We start from the raw sequence: 22,321 nt of genomic DNA, 5'->3' as shown, positions 1-22,321 counted from the left end.
TTAGATGTCAGTGAGTTTACTCATTATCGTATCAACCACTCCAAAACCTTTGTTAATGACAAGAATCACATCAATGGTATAGAGAACTTCTGGAACCAAGCTAAACGGCATCTACGTAAGTTTAACGGGGTTCCAAAAGAGCATTTTCACCTCTATTTAAAGGAATGTGAGTGGCGTTTTAATCACAGTGACCCAAAGTCGCAATTACTACAATTAAAACAATGGGTTAAACAGGGTTTGAACTAGTTATCTAGGACAGCCCCTTTTATTTAATACCTTGCGTGCTGTCCCAACGCCGCGCACAATAAACACCTTTAGCACGTTGCACATAGTATCTTGCATGCCAACTTTATTTAGGATCGACTAAATTTATTTTGAGTACAAAAAAAGCCAGCATCAAGCTGACTTTGTATGTAAAAAAACAAGTATGATCGTATAAGTCCGCTCAAATCCGCTTACGCGCGGCGCCATGTGGTACCAGCACGGCTGTCTTCAAGCTCGATACCCGCCTGTTTTAACTGCTCGCGTATCTCATCGGCGCGGGCAAAGTTTTTGTTGGCTTTGGCATCATGACGCTCAGTGATAAGCGCATCGATAGCGGCATCATCTAGTCCATTGTCCGCCTGCTCTCCGGTCACTGCTTGCAAGAACTGCTGTACAGGCTGCTGCAAGAGATTTAACACTTGTGCCAAGGCCTTGAGCTGCTGGGCTGACTGCCATGCCGCCGTCACATCTTCAGCTTTAACGGCTTTATTGATATCTCGAGCCAAGCCAAACAACACACTAATCGCCGTTGAGCTATTAAAGTCATCATTCATGGCTTTGATAAAATCTTGTCCAGCAGCACTATCGTAAGCTTTAGCCACTAGCTCTGCATTGATTATGATTGACTGCCCTTTTTGTTGCTCGGCCAATTTTAGCGCGTTGTATAGTCTGCTTAGGCTATTATGCGCTTCATCCAAAGCGCTGTCTGAGAAATTTACTTGACTGCGATAATGGCTCGATAATAAGAAGAAACGCACCGTCTCAGGTAAGTATTTCGCGGTCACATCACGAATGGTAAAGAAATTGCCCAGTGACTTCGACATCTTTTCGCCATCGACATTGATAAAGCCGACATGCATCCAGTTACGCGCGTACTCGCAGCCTGTCGCGGCTTCTGACTGGGCGATTTCGTTTTCATGATGCGGGAACTGTAGGTCGTGACCACCGCCATGGATATCAAAGGTATCACCTAGGCATTTGGTCGACATCGCTGAGCATTCTATATGCCAGCCAGGACGCCCTTGTCCCCAAGGCGACGCCCACTGCGGCTCATCGGGTTTGGCCGCTTTCCATAAGACAAAATCGAACGGATTGCGCTTGTCAGTCTCGACCTCAACACGCGAGCCTGCCTGCATATCATCCAAGTTACGCTTAGATAATTTGCCATAATCAGCAAAGCTATCGACCGCATAATAGACGTCACCATGATCCCCTGCATACGCATAGTCATTGTTGACCAAGTTGCCAATCATCTGCTGCATCTCGTCGATATGATCGGTCGCGCGCGGCTCAGCATCTGGCATCTGGCAGCCTAGAGCGCTCGCATCTTCGTGCATTGCATCGATAAAACGCTGGGTCAATGCACCAATCTCTTCGCCATTTTTACTTGCTCGCGCGATGATTTTGTCATCGATATCGGTGATATTACGGACATAATTGACGTCATAGCCTAGCTGCGCAAGCCAGCGCACCGCCATATCAAAGGCCACCATCACACGCGCATGACCAATATGACAATAATCATAGACGGTCATCCCGCACACATACATGCCGACCTGTCCTGCTTTGAGTGGTACAAACTGACGCTTGCTACCTGTCAGTGAATCATAAATGGCCAGCTGAGACATCGCATCGGCAAGTGGTGTGGTCATAGTTAAAAAACCTTTGATATAAATAAGTGGAATACAAACAAAACAGACAAAAAATCACGCGCAGCGATCCATGGATACTCATAAACTCTGCAACGCGATAAAACTTAACCCATTATCTTAGCGAAAACCGCCATAAAATACTACAATGAGCACATAACTAACACCACTGAACGATAAAAACTGCTAAGGATATAAAGATGGGCAACCGTTTGAGTAAAATATATACACGTACCGGCGATGATGGTAGCACCGGCATGGCAGATGGCAGCCGCGTGAGCAAAGCCGATATCTTGTTTGGCGTGATGGGTGATATTGATGAGCTAAACTCACACCTCGGTATGGTACGTGCGTACTTGCAGCAGGGCGCTCTATCAGCATTTAAGACGCAGACGGACGAGTGCGAGCTTTCTGAGGCGTTGGCGATTATTCAGCATCTTTTGTTTAATATCGGTGGTGAGCTTGCCATGCCAGAATATGAAGGCGTGAACAGCACGCACATTGAATGGCTAGAGCAGCAAATCGATGCAATGAACGCTACCTTAGCGCCACTAAAAGACTTTATCTTACCCACTGGGTCGTTGCTGGTTAGTCAGCTGCATGTCTCACGTAGTGTGTGTCGCCGTGCTGAGCGCCAAGCAGTCCTATTACAGCAAGCGCGTCCGCAAGCAATCCGTACAACGGCCATCAGCTTAATCAACCGTTTGTCTGATTGGTTGTTTGTCGCGGCACGTTTTTGCACAGACCCTGAGCAGGTCTCTGAGGTACTTTGGGACAGTCAGGTGTTACAAAACTTCGCCAGTGATAAGTAGCGGGCCCGAGACTTCTGATATATACAAGCAAAAAAAAGAACCCGTAACGTAAAGACGTTAAGGGTTCTTTTCTTCTGAAAACCACTATCATTACTGATTTTTATGGATTAATAAGTAGCGCTTTCATCTTCGATAATGACCATATCGATGCTGTCATCTTTTGGCACTGCTTTTGGCGTCGCAGGTGCGGCAGGCTCACTGGGAGTCGCAGCACTGTTGGCTGCTGTACTGCTTTGCGAGCTAGCACTAGCGCTTTCATTTTGGTTATTGGTACTTGGCACCTCGATGGTCGGCGGCGTAGTAGGCTGGATCGGACGAATCGGCTCGACTGGTGTGGCAGCGCGCGGCTGACGCACAGGTGCTGACTGACGCTCATTGTCTTGTGCAGCAGCGCGGCGTTCTGCCTCACGCTCGGCGCGAGCGGCATCCATCGCCGACTTAAACACAGAGCCTGCCATAACATCAGCCACGATAGTGAGAAGCGCGGGCTGGCCTGCGATTCGCGTACTTACTTGCCCGCCTTGAGCCCCAACGACATAGGTAAAGGCGTCATCCACGAGCATGTTGTTATTGATACGAATGTTGTTTTGCGCAAGACGAGATTGCAGGCTTGGCTGATTGTTGGCCGCTTGCACTTGACTGGCTTGATACAAATCCTCACTTGGGAGCGTCATACTGACGCTCGCCTGACACGTCGTCATGCCATTGCTGTTGGCTGCTTGTAGTACTGCTGCGTTTTGTACATCAATCACAACACCATTGGTCTTATCAGCAATGCTAGCGCCTGCAAGGCTGATCTCGGCGTCATTTGCATAATTGGCAGCGAGCGTCTGTGCTTGTTGATTGAGCGTATTTTTTAGTGTCGTTTTGAGGCGATCTTGCACCATGGGATCATCACAGCTGACCGCAGTAGCAGCAGCATTTTCTGCGGCGGACTCTTGCTCTGTCAGCTCAGCGGTCTCTGTCGTCTCTTCTTTTTCTGAGCGATCACAGCCGACAAGCGCTAAACCACATACCATGCCTATACCAGCCACTTTTTGCCACTTGCTCACACTCTTATTTGCTACGCTCATATGTATTTTGCTCCCAGTTTACTAATTCGTACCGTCACTGACGGACAGTGATTGATGTTCAAACCAAAACCCTAGCTGCCAGCGGTTAAAACCAGATTATTATACGGTGTTTGGGTGAAATGGTCATTAGTGTCTGCCATGGATATACAAATAACGTCCCTCATTCGCCACAAAACCTGCGTTTGGTTGCAAAAACATAACAATGACATATTTATATAGGGCATGTCGAACATTTTGATTCATTAAAGGTCAAATCTAGCGCCCAACATTTTGATTCATTTTGGTTCGGCATTTGCCCAGATAGCAGTCGTAAATGTTGTTAGACGTCGTCTATCTCAGGCGATATGATGAGCCTAAAACACTCATTACTGTATCTGATGATAAACTTTAAAAACACGCTGTTACTCGGTCATCGCGGCGCGCGCGGTGAAGCCTTAGAAAACACCTTACTTGGATTTCAGCATATCGGGCGTCTAAAAAACCATGGTTTGGCTGGTGTAGAGCTCGATGTCCAGCTAAGCGCTGATGGTCATTTAGTGATTTTTCACGATGAGGATTTGGCGCGGATGTGTGGCCAGCAGTCGCGTATTGCTCAGCTGACTCTAGCGGAGATCAGACGACACCTACAGCTCGGTCATCCTATTATCACCCTAGCCAGTATCGCCCAGACGTTGCACGAGTTTTCTGTCATTGAGCTTGAGATCAAGACCCATGAGTGCACCGATTATACCGCCCTTATCCAAGCGCTGGCGCGTGATCTGATTGACACGCCGCTGATTCATTTACCAATTGTACTAACCAGCTTTGACACCGAGCTGCATGTGCGTCTGCAGCGGCATCAGCAGCTAAAACGCCTACCGCGAGGTTTACTCATTCGCACCGCCGAAGCGCTGGCGACCGCGACCAATACTGCTTTACAGTTGGGCTGTGTACAGCTAGGCGTGCATTATCCGCTGCTGAGTCGAGCCATCATCGCTCATAGCCACCGTTACAACTTGCCTGTGAGTGCGTGGACGGTCAATGATATCGATGCCATACAGCAGCTGATCGACTGGCAGGTCGATGTCATCATCACCGACTTCCCCAGTCAGGTACTGGGCCGATAATAGGTTACGGTTGCACTGTTAACTTTTTATTTATAGTTTCTGACTCTCCCTCAATTCTGAGACATGGGTTTTTGTACATATCTACTGTAACACTTACACTTCTCCTTCATGTCTGATAAGTCTATCGCTATTTTGACCTATCCAGTCTATAATCCATACAAGTTGTTGTTATTTAGCAATATTTTTATAGTGCATAAGTGTTCACTTTATTGTTTTTTTAGGGTACCATAGACGCTTAAATGAATACCGTTAGGGATGTTATATGATTGCAAAAAAAGCACTTGGCTTACCGCTTAAAGGCTTACGTTTCGCTATCAAATCTGGTGACACGCTTGTTAAGACCGCCAGCACTCAAATCACACGCTTTAAAACGCGCTTTGATGAAAATAAAACGAAAAGCTCGCTCGGTGAGCAGCCAGTTGCCAAGCGCAACTATGCACATATCGATGCGCCAGTTGCAGGGTCTCAAGAAGCAAGTATCGACATGCGCGAGTTTGAGTTTACCAAAGCGCCGATCAACTGGATTCCAGCCACTATCTTAGTCGCCACTCCGATTGCGGCTGCGATCATCACGCCGTGGTATTTGTTTACTCACGACGTCAGCGCACCAGTTTGGGGCGTGTTTGGCGCTTTTATGGTATGGACTGGAATTAGTATTACTGCAGGCTATCACCGTCTGCTGTCGCACCGTGCATATAAAGCCCATCCTATTGTCAAAAACTTTTTATTGCTTGGCTCAACCCTAGCGGTACAAGGATCAGCATTTGATTGGGTATCTGGGCACCGTAGCCATCATCGTCATGTCGATGATCGTTTGGATGACCCATACTCTGCCAAGCGCGGCTTTTGGTTCAGTCATATTGGCTGGATGCTACGCAACTACCCTAGTGGTAAGTTCGATTACAAAAACATCCCCGACTTGACCAAAGATCGCGTCCTGCAAATCCAGCATAAGTATTATGGCTTGTGGGTGGTTGCTATGAACGTCGGTATGGTCGCTGCAATTGGTTGGCTATTAGGGGATGTTTGGGGCACACTCATCATTGCAGGCCTGCTGCGTTTGGTATTGACGCATCACTTTACCTTCTTTATCAACTCCTTGTGTCATATGTTTGGTACGCGCCCGTATACCGATACCAACAGTGCCCGTGATAACTTCTTTTTGGCGATATTTACATGGGGTGAAGGCTATCATAACTATCATCACTTCTTCCAATACGACTATCGTAATGGTGTCAAATGGTGGCAGTATGACCCAACCAAATGGCTGATCGCAGGGCTATCAAAGATCGGTCTGACCAGTGAGCTGCGTACGGTCGATGACACGACCATCAAGCATGCTGAAGTGCAAATGCAGTTTAAAAAAGCCCAGCAGCAGATCGAGACGGCGACGGCAGGTGGCATCGACATTCCTCATGCGATGAAAAACTTTCAAGATCGCATTAAGTTTGAATACGATGCCTTTATGCAGACCGTTGATGAATGGCAAGCGCTAAAAGCCAAAGCCATTGAGCTGAAAAAGACTGAATATGCTGATCGTTTGCATGAAGTAGATGACAAGCTAAAACACGACTATGCAAAGATTGAACAAAAAATCCTTGAGCATAATAGCAACCTAAAGACTGCTTTTCGCTCAATCGGTCTTAGCAAAAAAGCCGCTTAACTGCGCTTAACCCCATAGCGACTGAGTTTGATCGCTAAGCTTGGTCTTTAAAACTTGGTCTTTAAAACTTAGTCCTCGAGATTCAGTCTTGAAAGCTTAATTAATCAAACCACCTGAAGTTTCTCCTTCCCTCTATCTGTCATGGATAGAGGGATTTTTTTATCATTCATTTATCATTCGTACAGTGTGATATTCAAACGACGATAGTCCATCCAACATAACAGCGCCCTTGTTGATACCAGTAGGACGATACCTGTCTTAAATAAAGCGAGCTTGCCAGCACACCATACGATGATAACTTTTATAAAAACATGCTTGATTACAAGAGATGGACAGAGTGAAACGCGGCGCTATCCGTGCTGTGCTATAGTGCGCGTAGCTGCCTATCAATCGAACGCTTAACCAAACAATCCATACTCATCACTTAGTACCAAAATAGTATCAAAAAACCAATACTCTAAAAGTAGGAAGGGCTTGTATGCGCTATCAAAACACCTATGTCACGCTCGACACGCGCCTGTATCACGAACAGCCGCCGACGCCTTTAGAGCGTCCGCGCGCCGGCCATTTTAATACTCAAGTCGCGCAGCAGTTGGGCTGGGCAGAGGATGATACGCTCATGGCTCGCTGGGTAGATATCCTAGGCGGACAATATGTGCCTGCCGAGTTTAGACCTTTGGCCATGGCTTATGCTGGTCATCAGTTTGGTCAGTGGGCGGGGCAATTGGGCGATGGTCGCGGGCTGCTTATGGCGCAAGTCATTGATCATAATGAGCAGCGACAAGACTTACATCTCAAAGGTATCGGTCTGACGCCCTACTCGCGTATGGGAGATGGCCGCGCGGTCCTTCGTAGTACCATTCGCGAGTATTTATGCGGTCACGCACTCACCCAGCTTGGCATCCCTTCCTCAAATGCCTTGGGCTTTGTCGTTTCTGATACACGTGTGCGCCGCGAGCGCATGGAGGCTGGCGCTGCACTGATGCGGGTGGCAGACAGCCATATTCGCCTCGGTCATGTCGAGTGGATCGCAAGCTTTGCCCCTGATCTGCTCGGTGAGTTTACCGACTATATGATTGATACTTATTATCCAGAGTGCCGCAAGAGCGAGATACCTGTGCTCGCATTTTTGCAAGCCGTCGTTGCGCGGACGGCACGAATGATTGCCGACTGGCAATTGATCGGCTTTGCCCACGGAGTGATGAATACCGATAACTTATCCATCACTGGCAGCACCTTGGATTTCGGTCCGTTTGGTTTTATGGAGCGCTTTAATCCTGCTTGGATCAATAATCACTCTGATCATACGGGACGCTACGCCTATCAAAACCAACCAGCGATTGGTCATTGGAACCTAAACGTTTGGTTGCCACATTTTATGCGTTTAGACGGCGTCACCCGTGAGACGCTTTCTGATTGCTTAGCGCCTTATGAAGCGACGTTTATGCAGCACTATCAGCAAGGACTGTGTCAGAAGCTTGGACTGCCGCATCGAAGCGAGAGCCTCAGTGTGGCTTTTGAGTGGTTGACTCTATTAGAGGACAACTTACTCGACTACACCAACAGTTTTCGGGCGCTACTTGGCTTGCTGGCGCCAGAGGATTATCCATATGAGCATCAATTATTGACCACCATGACTGCTGAGTTAAGCCCTGAGGCGCAGCAAGTGTGGCAAGATTGGTCAGCGCGTTATATTAGCCTCATCGAGTCTTCAAAACTCGCAGAGGCACAGGCTACCATGCAGGCACACAACCCTGTCTATGTACTGCGTAATAGCATGGCACACAGAGCCATTACGGCTGCAGAACAAGGTCAGTTTGAGGAAGTGGAACGCGTCTTTACCTTGCTTGCGCATCCTTATCAGGTACAGGATATCGCAACAGAGCTCGATACCCTGCCACCCGACCCTCATGCGCCGCAAATGCCGATTAGCTGCTCTTCATAATTGGTTTAGCCATTTAACACCTCAGACCACACAAAACAGTGTCTTTGGCCTTTATAGACTGTAATATTTTGAAACATTATAAAATTAAGGTTGATATGTCATGGGGTTTTTTGGCATTATCAACCAGCGAAATAACGAATATCATTTTATTATATTATTCGCACAATTGGGCCGAGTTGACTAGGCAGTGAATTGCCAATAGTGCTAGAATAACGGTTTTCGCTGGATTGCTTTTTTGGCCTGATATTAAACTGCCGATCATAACCCTTTTAATGCCGATGTTCTCTTTGATTATTATCATTCAATAAGCGTTGAGACGGCGGCGTTATTTTTTTATCTCCATTTACTTTATTCCAATTTATTCCAACCATGGCAATTATTATGAATGACGATACCACTTTGAATACGGATACCCACAGTTCAGAAAAAGAGCAGTTTGAACAAGCTGCCTTGCACTATCATGAGTTTCCGCGCCCAGGTAAAATCTCAGTCACCCCTATCAAACAGCTGGCAAACCAGCGTGACTTGGCCTTGGCTTATTCGCCAGGGGTAGCAGTACCTTGTCTTGAAATCGAAAAAGATCCAAAGCTTGCTGCCAAATATACAGCTCGCAACAACTTGGTCGGCGTCATCACCAACGGTACTGCCGTCCTAGGTCTGGGTAACATTGGGCCTTTGGCATCTAAGCCTGTGATGGAAGGTAAAGGGGTACTATTCAAAAAATTTGCTGGCATTGATGTTTTTGATATCGAGATTGCCCAAAACGATCCAGACAAGTTTATCGAAGCGGTTGCCTCTCTTGAGCCAACCTTTGGTGGTATCAACCTAGAAGACATCAAAGCCCCAGAATGCTTCAAAATCGAGCGCGAATTGCGCGAGCGTATGAACATTCCGGTGTTCCATGACGATCAGCACGGCACGTCTATCATCGTCGCGGCCGCCATGCTCAATGCCTTATTAATCACTGGCAAAAAAATCGAAGAAATCAAAGTGGTGTGCTCAGGCGCAGGTGCCGCTGCCATCTCTTGTCTAGATATCATCTGCGCGCTTGGCGTCGATAAAAACAACATCATCGTATCAGACTCTCGCGGTATCATCAGTACCAGCCGTGAAAATCTAGACGAAACCAAACAGCGCTATGCTCGTGACATCACCGCGACGTCTATCGAAGAAGTCATGGACGATGTCGATATGTTCTTGGGCTTATCAATGCCCGGCACCTTGACCGAAGATATGGTTCGCCGTATGGCAAAAGACCCAATCGTCTTTGCTCTTGCCAACCCAACCCCTGAAATCATGCCTGAGCTGGCGCATGCTGTCCGTCCTGACGTCATCATGGCGACTGGTCGCTCAGACTATCCAAACCAAGTAAACAACGCCCTTTGCTTCCCATACATCTTCCGCGGCGCTCTAGATGTAGGCGCAACCGCAGTCAACGAAGAGATGAAAATCGCTTGTGTAAAAGCAATCGCTGCTATGGCACATGTCGAAGCCACCCCAACCAGCAACGTCAAAAACATCGAGCAGATGAAGAGCTTTGGCCGTGATTACTTAATTCCAGGCCCACTAGAGCCAAACCTCATCATCGAGATTGCCTCTGCCGTTGCCAAAGCCGCCATGGACTCAGGCGTTGCCACCTTGCCTATCGCTGACATGAACGCCTATCGTCAGAGCCTATCTGAGTTTGTCTATAACTCAGCGTTTGTGATGAAGCCTGTCTTTGCGCGTGCCAAAGCGGCACCAAAGCGTATCGTCTACTGTGAAGGTGAAGACAACAACGTCCTACTGGCAGTGCAAGTTGTGGTCGATGAAGCGCTTGCCCACCCTATCTTGGTCGGTCGCCCAGCTGTCATCGAAGATCATATCAAAAGACTCGGTCTGCGCCTAAAAGATGGTGAAAACATCACTATCGTCAACCAAGACGACGATCCACGCTACAAAGACTACTGGCAGGGATACTACGAGAAAAACAAACGCCGCGGCGTCAGTATCGAGCTTGCCCGCCGTGATGTACGTCGCAAGACCACGCTAATTGGCTCGCTACTGGTAGACAATGGCGATGCGGATGGCATGATTTGTGGTACGTTTAGTCATTATCAATTGCACTTAGACTATGTCCAAAGTGTCATTGATAAAAAAGAAGGCGTTAGCGACTTTTATGCGATGAATGCGGTACTGATGCAAGATCGCAACATCTTTGTCGCGGACACTTATATCCACGAAGACCCAACAGCAGAGCAATTGGCTGAGATGACCATCTTGGCCGTTGAGCAGCTACGTCGTTTTGGTATTACGCCTCGTGTCGCTCTCGTATCACACTCAAACTTCGGTACCTCAAACCGTGACAGCGCGGTGAAGATGCGCAAAGTCTATCAAATCTTGACCGATATGAACGTCGATTTTGAATTTGAAGGTGAGATGCAAGGTGATGCGGCGTTGAACGAAAACATTCGCCTAGAAGACATGCCATCAAGCCCACTAAAAGGCTCGGCGAACCTGCTGATCTTGCCAACGCTAGATGCAGCAAACATCGCCTTTAACTTACTAAAAACCGCGACAAATAGCGCTTCTATCGGCCCTATCTTGTTGGGTACCAGTAAGCCTATCCATATCCTAACACCATCAGCAACCGCGCGCCGTGTGGTCAACATGACAGCACTTGCCGTGACGGAAGCTCAGGATTTGGAAAACGAAAACCAATAATGGCATGATGATGTTTGTCGCATCGACATCCCTTCGCTCGTTACTTCAAATTTCAAATATTGTACCAACGTAAAGGACGCTAACCTCTATGGATAGCGCTCCTCTGTTATACTAAAACCAGCCATCGCTATTTCAGTGCGATGGCTGGTTTTTTATTGTCATTGACTGATGGCACATATCAGTCCTAACTTGCGCGATAATACGAGGCTATCATGCAGATTTATCTTGTTGGCGGGGCAGTCCGCGACCAGCTACTAGGACGACCTATCAAGGACAAAGACTACGTCGTCGTGGGCGCGACAGTGGCACAGATGATCAGTGCTGGGTTTGTACAAGTAGGCGCAGACTTTCCGGTGTTTTTGCATCCAAAAACGCATGAAGAGTATGCGCTAGCGCGTACTGAGCGCAAACAAGGCGTCGGCTATCAAGGATTTAGTATCCATGCCAGCATCGATGTTACTTTGCAAGAAGACCTGCAGCGCCGTGATCTGACCATCAATGCAATGGCGATAGAAGTCACTAGCCTAACCGATGACACGCCGCTGACAGGCGAGGTGCTCGACTACTACGGCGGATTGGATGATCTTGCGAATAAGACCTTGCGTCATGTCTCACCTGCGTTTAGTGAAGACCCTTTACGGGTACTGCGCACCGCACGATTTTATGGGCGTTATTATGATTTGGGCTTTACCATCGCTGAGGAGACACTGGCATTGATGCGCCAACTGGTCCACTCAGGAGAGCTTGCTCACCTCAGTAGTGAGCGCATTTGGCAAGAATCGAGCCGCGCGATGATGCAGCTCTCCCCGCATGTGTACTGGCAGCAGTTGTTTGATATCGGTGCACTTACCGAGTATTTTGCGCCATTACATGGGGCTTGGAATAATACGCATATAAGAGAGACGGTGCAGACGGCACTATATTTTGCTGGTCAAATGCAGCTGAATTTATCACAGCGCTGGGCGCTACTGATGACGAGCCTGAGCGCTGATGTGTTTACAAATGCTCTCACAGACTCTAGCGTTGAGACTGCCTCTGCGACAAAAAATATCAACCAAATTGGCAACATGGTCAAAGTGCCCAAAGTACATACTCAATTTGCCAATTTATTTGTCCAGCAGCTCTCTACCCTAGCCGCTATCAATGAGCTGGATGCCGCTGAAAGAATTGACCTCATACAAGCCTGCGGCGCTCATAAAGCACCTGAGAAGCTCTCACAGCTGTTGGTATGTAGTCATACTTTTCATTTGGCAAAGCAGCATCGGCAAATGATGCTGGCTCTCAATAGTTTTCACGCGATTGGTATGGAGGATATCGAAGCCGGACTTCGAGGACCAGAAATTGGTGCAGCATTACGGCAAGCGCGCATAGATCATCTGGACACTCAGCACCCCTCTTAAGTGAGGATAACCGAACCGTCAAAGTGCGTCCTGATATAACTCCTAAGATATAGTACTGCTGCGACTTTACTCCTTTATACCAAAAATACAGATAGACTATGAATCAAGCCGTTATCCCTATTCAGTCGGCAACTGCCAACGCAGGCGCGCCTGTCATGCTCGTTACTGGCAGCGCCAAACGTATCGGAGCTGCTATTATTAAAGCGGCGCATACTCAAGGCTACCGAGTCATTATCCACTGTCGTCACAGTGAGCAGCAAGCAAAGGCGCTCACTGCCGATCTCAATCGCCGCCGTCCTGATAGCGCGGCGATGATCGTCGCTGACTTAAAGCTGGTCAATGAGCCTAAGCGCCTAAACGACTTTGTAGCGAACATCATATCCTGTTTTGGTCAGTTGGATGTATTGGTGCATAACGCCTCGCGTTTTTATCCTAGCCCCCTTGGTAGCATTAATACTCAGCAGTGGGACGAGCTGTTTTTGACCAATGCCAAAGCGCCGTTATTACTCAGTCAAGCATTCTTGCCTCATCTACAAACGCAGCACGGCTGCATCATTAGTTTGCTAGATATCCATGCTCATGATAAGCCATTTAAAGGCTATAGCGCTTATAATATGGCGAAGGCAGCGCATCGTATGATGGTGCAGTCCTTGGCGCTTGAGATGGCACCTAGTGTACGAGTCAATGGCGTCGCGCCAGGCGTCAATATATTGCCCGACGCTGATAGTGATCAGGCCCTCAATGATGATGAACAAAAAAACATCCTCAGCTCTATACCGATGCAGCGTATTGGTCGCCCTGATGAGATAGCCCATAGCGTGCTGTATCTAGCACAGGCCAGCTATGTCACAGGCGAGATTATCACCATCGATGGTGGACGCCATTTGACTTTGGCAGGTGGTAGTGTTTGATCAAAAAAACAGCTGATTTTGAATAATATCTGTCTGACAGGCTATCTTTTACTTGAAAATTAAAAAAAATCAGGTATCATTATGCGTCTAACGTTAGGGCCCATAGCTCAGTTGGTTAGAGCAGAGGACTCATAATCCTTTGGTCGTAGGTTCAAGTCCTACTGGGCCCACCATATTCAAACCCTTACAGGCATTGACTTGTAAGGGTTTTTTATTGCCTGCTGTTTTGTTCTATTTTCTATCGGTGTGAAAAAAGTAATCAAATAGTAATCGTTGTTGAGATATTTAAGGTAGATCAAACTAAATCGCAGACACAAAAAAACGCCCCGCCAAATTAATGACAGGGCTTAAGCAGCTAAATTTAGCTAAATACAGCTACCAACCTTCTTTTTTAGCTTTCGCATAAGCAGCCGCCAGTTTTTGATCGTACTTGTTGATGGCGTAATTAATGCCGTTGTAGCCTTTGGCAAATCCAGCCCAATCATGACGCTGCAGTTCATCAACTAAGTAATTTACCTTTATGTATCGGCACATGGCATCAAGCTGCTTTGCCTCGCTTTCATACATTGCATCGATAAATGCCTTTAGCGACGGATAACCTAGGCTTTCGTAGTTGAAGCCCATTATCTGCCCCAAACCCCACGAGGCTGACATATGCGCTGCTTCCCAGTGTAATGATTCAGCAATAGCCAGTTTTTCGTACTGTGGCCGCACGTTGTAGCCACCCGCTTTATCACTGCAAATATCAGGGAATAGTGCGTTAAGCTGGTCGCGCTTGGTAAAGTAATTCGCCTCGCCCAGATACTTCCACATTTTGTGACGTTCAAACAAGATGGTTGGTCTACCTTGGTCGTCAAATCCACTTGAGCGAGCTTCAATATCGATTACCGCTTTTAGTGTTGCAGGCTCTACGCCCAGACCTTTTGCTGCAATGATAATGTCAGCACGTCCTAATTTTGGCTTGTCTTTTGTGCAAACATTAGGCTTAGTTAAAACATCAACCGCCTTGCCTGTATTGGCAATGATACTCTTAACAGCTCGCAGCGAACCGCCGCCAAAGTCCCCATCAATCTTGCCGTGGTAAAACCCTGCATTTGCCAACGCTGTCTGCGCTTGTACTACGTGTGCTTTCGCCATATTCCACCCCAAAAAAACCCCCAAAAAGGGGCGTGTTATTTCAATATCCGCCTATGTCTTTTGACGAGCAGTATCGAGCCGTAAATCGACACGACACAACCAAAAAACAATATAGACGCTGCCATGACTGGTCTGCCTGACATGCCGACTAAGCAGCCAACAATGACAAGCATGGTGCCGCTGTAGACGTAGCGGCAATTAGTATTAACAATGTTATTTGACACAAAGTTAATAACGACCATCAATAACCCAATTACCGCCCAAATAATCATGTCTTACCCCCTAGCCCAAAGCGAGCTTTAACGATAGTGGGTATGATTTGAATTAAATGCGGCGCAACAAAAGCCACTCCACCAACCCATAGCGGCGTTAATAGATTGAGTGCACCCTCGTCATGCAGCACCCAAAGAAACGCAGCAAAGCCACCTGCCAAGCAGATAAGCAGCCTTAACCACGGTCTAATCTCAGCGCTCTTTAAATCATCAGGCGTAGGGTATAGAGCGCCAATGATAGAGCCGAGCCACCAACACGCAATGCAAGCGCCGATAATCAATGATGTCTGGTGTGTTTGTGCCAGCTTTTCGATAAAGTCCGTTACAACGACTGGCTGATCTGCTGCTTGTGCCTGTGCTGCATTGGCGTTACGCATGGTGATTAAAAATGGGTAGCTAAGTAATATAAATAGCCGCCATATCAAAGCCCATAGTTTTTTGAGCATAATCCACCCACCTGTTTTTGTTTAGATTTCATCGCCTTTCCTCAAATTTTAGATAATAAAAAACCGCCCAAACGGACGGCTAGTAACCTGCTATTGCTTTACTGTCTTGTAGTTGTTGCAGTAGCGCCATTAAAGACGCTTCTTGATTTTCTGCGACTTGCACCGGTACTGATGTACCGCCGAGTCTTAAATTAACATCAATCGTTTTTGACGCGGACGGCTGGCTATCAAAGCGTTTGTATTCTTGCGTCGTAATTCTAGCCGTTGCTGTCCTTGCTGCTTCATAGTCATCACGCTGTCGCTCATTCTGACGTGCTTTTTCTGCAATCTCAGCTAGATACATTGATGCCGACTTAAAGCGATTGAGATCGGCGGGCGTCATCATCTGACCATCATCAAAGCCTTGTAGCTTGCCAAAGTTTAATGCGCCACCACTCGTACCTTGCTTGGCATATAGCTTACGCGCCTCCTCGATTGCGGCCGCCTCTGACAGACCCTGCGATTTCAAAAAGTTTTCAACCGCTAAGCGCGTGCCAAACTGATTACCTTCGACTGGCGCTTTCTCCTGCCCATAGACCCGCAAGTTTTTCAGCGTTTCGTCAGCATCAGCGACCGCTTGCGCTTCTTTGACAGCCTTAATCTTGGCTTGCAGTTTATCGTAAGCAGATGATGCCTCAACTGCTGCGCGTACCATCGCACTGCCTGCACTGCCTGCGCTTGATGATATGCCATCATAAGCTGTTCTGATGCCGTGGACTGAGCGAGTAACACGGTCGTTAGACTCCTTTGCCTCGCTCATACTCTTAAATGTCACACGGCCTGTTTCATCAACTGCGATAGTCAAGCCGCGCTGCGCCGCCTCTGCTTTAAGTTGCGCTGTTACCACATCGCCGTTGGCTGCCACCGCTGCTTTAGCGTATTTTTTAAAGCCGTCGATTAGCTGACCTGTTGTCGCTTCACCGTCTTTGACAATGATGCCATAAGCCTGCGTGTAAGCCTCAGCTTGCTTGGCAGCCTCGGCGCGTGTCGTTAGACCTAAAACCTTGTAAGCCTCATTGACTGAGTTTACGCCGTCTGTCAGCGCGTCCAGTCGCTCATTAGCCAAATCAAGCCCTGCGGCCAAATCCTCACCTGTTAGCTGCCCTTGCTCGCCTAAATCCTCCCACATAGCAATGATGTCTTGTAATTCTGTGGTGTTTTTGGCTTGCTCGGTCATCTTAGTGAGCGCTGCTTTTAACACATCGCCAGTTTGATAGCCTGAGTCGGTGAGCACATCAAAACTATCTGATAACTCCATCACAGACGCTTTAGCATCAGCATAACCCTGCGTAATGCCCACACCTAGCGTATCAGCCAGCTCTCGATACGTTTTATCAAGCGCTTTAGCGTTTTGCTCTGCGGCTGTCGATGCCTGTTCTTCGCTACTCATTTTCTCAATGATCGCTTTGCCAGTCTCGTCAATAGCGACTTTAAGACCGCGCTCTGCCGCTTCGACTTGTAGCGCTGCTAGTGCTGACTCGCCATACGCTGCTATTTGAGCCGTTGCCATCTCAGCAAACGCGCCCTCTTGCGCCTCTGCGGATGCATTAGCATCGTTTTTCATTGAGTCGTAAGCATCGGTGGCGGCTTTTGCTGTCGCTCCCAGTCTATCCTGCGCTGTCATTGCTGCATTATCTAGCGCAGCTTTTGCCGACGATTCAAAGCTCATCGCAGCATTGGTGGCATTATCAAATGCTTTTGTTGCTTGACTGTCTAATCTATCTGCAAAATCGGTCAGTGATTGCGCCAGTTCGCCAAACGTGAGTTTAGATAGTCCACGCATCATCATTGCAAGCCATGTTGCAGTCACGCTTTGCACCAAGTCTCCCGCGATAGCGATTGTTTTAAACCCATCATTGATAGCACCTAGTACGATACTCACGCCTTGCAATGTGCGCGTGATGATACCGACTTGCTCGGTCACTTCGCCTGTCGTGTTGGTCAGCACACCTATCCAGTCGTTTATGCCTGTATAAGTGTTGACAATGCGCTCCCACAGTATGCCGAGCGTGGTCATAAGCTGGTTAAACACTTGATTGACTGCATCGACCGTAGCTGTATCAAGGTTGTCCAGACTATCGCCTATCAAGTTTATGGCCTCGGCCAGTTTTGACGACTGATTGACGGATTTATCCATCTCACCGATAAATAAAAATATCTTGTTTTTTGCTTCTTGCAGCGCGTTACCGACTGTGTTTGGTAGTGTCGCAAACTCCTTGCCGATAGCCTCGCCTTGCGACTGTATCGCATTAATGACAACCTCTGATGTCAGCTTGCCTTCGCCTGCTAACGCTCGCAGCTCGCCACGAGTCACACCCAAACCATCTGCCATAGCCTGAGCTAAGCGCGGCGCCTGCTCCATAATACTGTTAAATTCCTCGCCTCTGACGACTCCGGATTGCAGCCCTTGTATGAGCTGAGTAATAGCAGCGTCAGCCGCGTCAGCACTACCGCCTGATAGCTTAATAGCCTCGTTAATGGTTTTTGTGACACCTAGCACCTCGGATTGAGCAAGCCCCAGCGCCTCAGCAGACTGCGTGATACGTGCAAACAATTCGCCCGTGTTTTCCACGCTACTAAAGGTCTCGTTAGCAATCTGCTTAACGCCATCAAAGCCTGTGATAAACGCGGCACCCTCACCTGTGGCGAGCTTAATACGTGCCTCAAGCGTTTTAAATGCGTCCGATGTTTCGATGATTTCAGCAACACCAATACCAAGACCAGCCGCTGCAAGCATACCTTGCAAGCTACCCATGGCACTACGCACGCCATTGATGCCGCCAGTAAAGCGCTGCGAGCCTTGGTTTACTCTATCCTGAGTGTCATCAAGACCGTTTAGCTCAGCCTCAAGCCGTCTGATCTGCTCTTGTGTTGCCCGTGTAACGCGCTCAATCTCAGCAGCAGGACGGCCACTGTTGTTAGTAAAATCAGTTAAGGCTCGGTTGAGCTGGTTAATCTCACCGCGTATCGTTTCAGGCACTCGCACGTTAGCCATGCGATAGATTGAGTTACGCGCCCCATCTGCTGTATTAGACGCTCTATTCATCGCGCCTGACAGCTCATTGGCTAGGCTGACACTTGCGCTGCGAGCCTGATTTAACTCTTGCTCTAGTCTATCGACATTGGCTGCCGCCGACTCAATATCAGCGGGGCTTGCGTTGGTCTGACTTAATCGTAACGCCTCAGACCGCGCAACCTCTAACTGCCTGCCTAATCGCGTGACCTGCAGAGCCGATGCCTGCATAGCGGCCTCGACCTGCTCGCCTGACAAGTTAGCACCTGCGCCCATTTGTCTGAGCTGGTCGGCCGTTGCACGTATCTCAGCCGTCAATCTGTCAGAGCTGACATTGTTGAGGCCTGCGAGCATAGTAGATGCGCGTTCTGTATCAGTATTCATCTGAGCTACATTGCGCTGCACCGACTGCGCGTATTGCGTAAATCTGTCACGCGCCTGATTGATGCCGTTGTTAAATTGCTCATTGAGCACGCGTAGCTGTACGCTAAAATCTAAATCTCCTGCCATGTGGCGCACCTCAAATTGTGGGTATAAAAAAACCCTCACTATTTCTAGCAAGGGTATTTAATTAAGTTTGTTTAATTCACTACTCGTCAGTAAATTTCATTTTATCTTCGTCATAACCTCTCAGGTTAAACTCAGACTCTACTTCATCTGATAACCCCACAATAGGCAGATAAACAGTAGCTCTATTAGATTGCGTAGTTTTGTCAAATAGCTCAGCTGATAACTGCTCATTGATTGGGCTTAGCACTCCATCAACTCTTTGCTCAAAACTGTAAGTTGATATCCCACCATCAAACCTGATTCTAATGTCGCAGCTTGGCGTACATTTAACTTGCTCAGGCGCAAAAATAGTGAATCTTTTTGATATCGTATCATCAGCCATTTTTCGTTTTTCTAACTCAATCCATGAGCGCTGTTTAAGATTTGGGTATTTTGGCACAGTATAGGTATTAGTAGCATAAATACGGGCAGATAATGAAAAAACACCATCCTCATTACTAACGCTACGATACTTCCAGTCGCCTTTATCTGTAGGAAAGGTGCCGCCCGCGCCGATCGTACCACCATTGCCGTCGCTCACCTGTGGCGGTAAACTGTCATAACCGCCGCCACAACCGCCCAGCGCCAAGGCCAAACCTACCGCTAATAGCTTTTTCATAACCAATCACCAAAATTATATTTACTCAATTTTAGTTGATTAGCCATTGTTACGCTAGTCTTTCATAAACTCTTTCCAGCCTTTCGCATCTGCTTGCGCCACTCGCATAGCAATGGCCATATCTTTGATGCTTTGCTGCTTATCTTTAGCCAGCGCTTTAGATAAGCCCCACCATTCGCCAAACGCCATATCTAAGACGTCGGCTTCTCGGAGTCCGAGGCGGTAGAATGGTAGTAAGCTGTCGTACCAAGTAATGCCAGTTGCGCCCCCAGTTGTTTTAGGGGCATGAAAATCTGACGCATAAAAAAATCGCCACTGTGGGCGACGACCTCCTGCATCACTTGCAGCATCTCTAACGGCTCAAGCTCTCTATAAAAGCTCGGCGGTTGGTCTGTCAGTGTTGAGGCTAAGATAACCGTTTCATCTGTGAACGTACCGATAAGCGCCATTAATTCGCTCTCTGGCATACCCTTTTTGGCTTTTACAATGCGCTCAAACTCAGCAACAAAAGGCGTAAATGCTCGCGTTACTTCATGTAGGTTTTTAACCTTTACGCGATTGATTGCAATCTCTTGCCCTGCTACTTTGATGGTTTTAACGCTATCGTCTTTTTTAATGTCTGTCATACGTCAATCTCTGTATAAGTTAAATTAGGTGCTTGCGCTACAATCTGACCGTCCCTGATAAAGACCTTGGATTGCAGCTCGTAAGCCGCGTTTGATTGCACAATCGTATTTCCACCACCCTGCATGGTGACGGTATAGTTTGAGCCTTGCCTATCAATGACAGTTGCAAGCTGTTTTGCACCTTGCTCAGTGATGCCTTTAAATAATTGCCATAGGTTGCCGCTTGCCATCACACAATCTCCTTATCAAAATGCCTTTCAACATCGATACTCTGGTCAATCTCTAACGCTCGATTGCTAGATAGACGACCGGTGATTGTCGTGCCTCTAACCATACCGACCCATTGCTCACCATCATTAACGCCGATTAGCGTTGATGGTTTCAATACGCCAATATCGGCAACTAGCGGCATTGAGATACCAATGTTGCCAATATCACCTGTGTCGCTCAGTATCATCTTGCCGCGACTAATAGCGGCTGCTGTATCGGTCATTAAGTCGCTTGTGACCATCGGCGGCTGATAACCTCCGCTTGTGCCTGTACGCTTGATTAAAGCGCCGATACCATTATCATTCTCACCGTAGATAGTCACGCCATTGTATGCAGGTTTATTAATACGTCCACGACTGCGACTGGTGATTAGTGATATGGGTAATTCAACGCTAGGCGCTTGTGCTGCCCATTCCCAACTTGGCACTGGATATTGCGCTAATACGTGCAATATATCAGCACTCATATCAGCATTGATAAAGCCGCCGGCTGCCTCGGCTATCCATTGTAATGAGTTGATAGGCGTGCGATTTGAGTAGCTGTAAGTGTTGGCTGGTACTTGCCACCCATTGACACCTGCGAGCTGCCAATCCAATGTAAAGCCTGACGCTACGCCATTGCGGTTTAATTCAGCATCAGCTATCTGTCTTGCGCTCATAGCAGTGTCAAACTTAAATCCGCGCTGTGTCGCGTATGGGTGCGCTAACAGCATGGCGCGTGACTTACCTTTGATCGTTAAGCTACTCTCACCAAACTGGATAGAGTCCTCGCAACTGTCTAGTATAAATCGCCACAGATTGCCGTTACACGTAAAGTCCACGCCTATGCGCTGCTCGTGTGCCGTATCGACTTTTGATAGCTCAGACAGCGGTACAGTAGCGCTAAATGACCATGTATAGCTATTACTATCAATACCTACGCTAAAGCCAAGTAGCTTAACCTCACGCCCATCATCGGTGCGCGTTAATGACACACTGTTCGTCACAAATATAACTCCTTTTGTATAGTCGCCATTGCTGCCCTCAGCAGCGGTTACTTGCGCGTTAATGACACCACTAACACTACCACTGGCCGCTATTGTGATTTTGGTTATGTCGCGCTCACTACAAGTCGGTACTTGCAGGATAACATCAAACAACGGTGGGGTTGTTTGCGCTCGTAGTATAATTGGTTCGGCTAAAGGTGGTGGGTAGCAGGTTGCTAGAGTTCTTGGCAGCCTTGCAGTCTCAGCCAGTGATTGCAGTACGATCTCAGCAAATCTGCCTTGCTCAAACAACTCTGATGCTTTATCAGCGATAAGCTTTGAGTAATCGCTTGATAACGCGCGCTCAATCTGACGATACGCCATCGCCTCAAAACCGAGCCAGTCACGTTCGCCAACCAGTTTTGATTGCTCGTTTTTAAGCGACCGATTATTTCCAATAAACCTTTTGTTTTCAAAGGCTTGTTTGTTTTTAGTATAGACAAACTGCGCTGCTTCAGCTTTTGTGGTTGCGCTAGATTGTAACTGCGCGTCTGCTTCAAATCTGTGTGTTTGCGCTATGCCTTGCAGCTTTGCGCTCTCACGCTCAACAGCGCTCGGTATGCTTGTGATGCTTACGCTCTCAAAGCCACCGCTTGCACTCACGCCACCTAGCTTTGATTGCTGCACACTGCTCGATACGTGCTGCATCGCACCGCGAAACACATTGGCATCATAGTAACCGCTTACACTAACGGCACCGCCCACGCTCGCCGTAGCAGCCGCGGTTACGCCAGTGACATACTCCTGCGCTGTGCCTACTGCTGACACATTCCCGCGCGCCTTGCCGCTTGCGTTTACTG

18 protein-coding genes and 1 tRNA gene are annotated in these 22,321 nt (G+C 47.8%); 9 read left to right on the top strand and 10 right to left on the bottom strand.

Going from position 1 to position 22,321, the window contains the following annotated elements; translation table 11 throughout:
- Positions 1–246: transposase (locus CAP50_RS05955; protein WP_172953071.1), on the top strand; the 246-nt coding region annotated here is incomplete at its 5' end.
- Positions 247–455: 209 nt separating this feature from the next.
- Here the strand turns inward: CAP50_RS05955 and cysS are convergent.
- Positions 456–1,916, bottom strand: coding sequence for a cysteine--tRNA ligase (gene cysS, locus CAP50_RS05950; RefSeq protein WP_100749350.1), 1,461 nt, complete (start codon positions 1,914–1,916; stop codon positions 456–458).
- Positions 1,917–2,113: 197 nt separating this feature from the next.
- Here cysS and CAP50_RS05945 point away from each other — a divergent pair, with 197 nt between their 5' ends.
- Positions 2,114–2,725 carry a cob(I)yrinic acid a,c-diamide adenosyltransferase gene (locus tag CAP50_RS05945; protein ID WP_100749349.1) on the top strand — a complete coding sequence of 204 codons (612 nt, stop codon included), beginning with the start codon at positions 2,114–2,116 and terminating at the stop codon, positions 2,723–2,725.
- A 107-nt stretch (positions 2,726–2,832) separates the two neighbouring features.
- Here CAP50_RS05945 and CAP50_RS05940 read toward each other — a convergent pair whose 3' ends face one another.
- Entirely contained in the window at positions 2,833–3,798 is a 966-nt protein-coding gene (locus CAP50_RS05940) for a hypothetical protein (RefSeq protein ID WP_100749348.1), read from the bottom strand.
- 347 nt (positions 3,799–4,145) lie between these two features.
- On the opposite strand from CAP50_RS05940, the gene CAP50_RS05935 reads away from it, so the two are divergent.
- The 7 genes from CAP50_RS05935 to CAP50_RS05905 all read left to right on the top strand — a co-directional run bounded on the left by CAP50_RS05935 (position 4,146) and on the right by CAP50_RS05905 (position 13,699).
- Positions 4,146–4,904, top strand: coding sequence for a glycerophosphodiester phosphodiesterase (locus CAP50_RS05935; RefSeq protein WP_241900667.1), 759 nt, complete (start codon positions 4,146–4,148; stop codon positions 4,902–4,904).
- 484 nt (positions 4,905–5,388) lie between these two features.
- Positions 5,389–6,567 (top strand): acyl-CoA desaturase, encoded by a 1,179-nt coding sequence (locus CAP50_RS05930; RefSeq protein ID WP_193833354.1) that lies wholly within the window; start codon positions 5,389–5,391, stop codon positions 6,565–6,567.
- A gap of 478 nt (positions 6,568–7,045) precedes the next feature.
- A complete protein-coding gene (locus tag CAP50_RS05925) occupies positions 7,046–8,512 on the top strand; it encodes a protein adenylyltransferase SelO (RefSeq protein WP_100749346.1) in 1,467 nt (488 codons plus the stop codon).
- Positions 8,513–8,893: 381 nt separating this feature from the next.
- Positions 8,894–11,215 carry an NADP-dependent malic enzyme gene (locus CAP50_RS05920; RefSeq protein ID WP_075100997.1) on the top strand — a complete coding sequence of 774 codons (2,322 nt, stop codon included), beginning with the start codon at positions 8,894–8,896 and terminating at the stop codon, positions 11,213–11,215.
- A gap of 212 nt (positions 11,216–11,427) precedes the next feature.
- Positions 11,428–12,615: a tRNA nucleotidyltransferase gene (locus tag CAP50_RS05915; RefSeq protein WP_100749345.1), complete on the top strand. Its 1,188-nt coding sequence runs from the start codon at positions 11,428–11,430 to the stop codon at positions 12,613–12,615.
- Between the two features lie 98 nt (positions 12,616–12,713).
- Positions 12,714–13,526 (top strand): pteridine reductase, encoded by an 813-nt coding sequence (locus tag CAP50_RS05910; RefSeq protein ID WP_100749344.1) that lies wholly within the window; start codon positions 12,714–12,716, stop codon positions 13,524–13,526.
- A 96-nt stretch (positions 13,527–13,622) separates the two neighbouring features.
- Positions 13,623–13,699 (top strand) — tRNA-Ile (locus CAP50_RS05905).
- A 202-nt stretch (positions 13,700–13,901) separates the two neighbouring features.
- Here the strand turns inward: CAP50_RS05905 and CAP50_RS05900 are convergent.
- From CAP50_RS05900 to CAP50_RS05865, 8 genes are all read right to left on the bottom strand, one after another.
- Positions 13,902–14,663, bottom strand: coding sequence for an N-acetylmuramidase domain-containing protein (locus CAP50_RS05900; protein ID WP_100749343.1), 762 nt, complete (start codon positions 14,661–14,663; stop codon positions 13,902–13,904).
- Between the two features lie 268 nt (positions 14,664–14,931).
- A complete protein-coding gene (locus tag CAP50_RS05890) occupies positions 14,932–15,381 on the bottom strand; it encodes a hypothetical protein (RefSeq protein ID WP_100749341.1) in 450 nt (149 codons plus the stop codon).
- A gap of 79 nt (positions 15,382–15,460) precedes the next feature.
- Positions 15,461–18,943, bottom strand: coding sequence for a tape measure protein (locus CAP50_RS05885; RefSeq protein ID WP_100749340.1), 3,483 nt, complete (start codon positions 18,941–18,943; stop codon positions 15,461–15,463).
- 79 nt (positions 18,944–19,022) lie between these two features.
- Positions 19,023–19,601 carry a hypothetical protein gene (locus CAP50_RS05880; RefSeq protein WP_100749339.1) on the bottom strand — a complete coding sequence of 193 codons (579 nt, stop codon included), beginning with the start codon at positions 19,599–19,601 and terminating at the stop codon, positions 19,023–19,025.
- Positions 19,602–19,655: 54 nt separating this feature from the next.
- The gene (locus CAP50_RS12870; RefSeq protein ID WP_274539907.1) at positions 19,656–19,790 is read right to left on the bottom strand and encodes a hypothetical protein; all 135 of its coding nucleotides are present in this window, start codon (positions 19,788–19,790) and stop codon (positions 19,656–19,658) included.
- 2 nt (positions 19,791–19,792) lie between these two features.
- The gene (locus CAP50_RS05875; protein WP_100749338.1) at positions 19,793–20,227 is read right to left on the bottom strand and encodes a hypothetical protein; all 435 of its coding nucleotides are present in this window, start codon (positions 20,225–20,227) and stop codon (positions 19,793–19,795) included.
- Positions 20,224–20,457 (bottom strand): hypothetical protein, encoded by a 234-nt coding sequence (locus tag CAP50_RS05870; protein ID WP_100749337.1) that lies wholly within the window; start codon positions 20,455–20,457, stop codon positions 20,224–20,226. Before CAP50_RS05870 ends, CAP50_RS05875 begins: the two co-directional genes overlap by 4 nt.
- The gene (locus CAP50_RS05865; protein WP_153045429.1) at positions 20,457–22,289 is read right to left on the bottom strand and encodes a hypothetical protein; all 1,833 of its coding nucleotides are present in this window, start codon (positions 22,287–22,289) and stop codon (positions 20,457–20,459) included. The genes CAP50_RS05870 and CAP50_RS05865 overlap by 1 nt, the downstream gene beginning before the upstream one ends.
- Positions 22,290–22,321: the final 32 nt, after the last annotated feature.

The organism is Psychrobacter sp. L7, assembly GCF_002810365.1.
In the GTDB taxonomy this organism is placed as follows: Bacteria; Pseudomonadota; Gammaproteobacteria; order Pseudomonadales; family Moraxellaceae; genus Psychrobacter; species Psychrobacter celer.
This window is presented reverse-complemented; position numbering and strand designations above follow the sequence as displayed.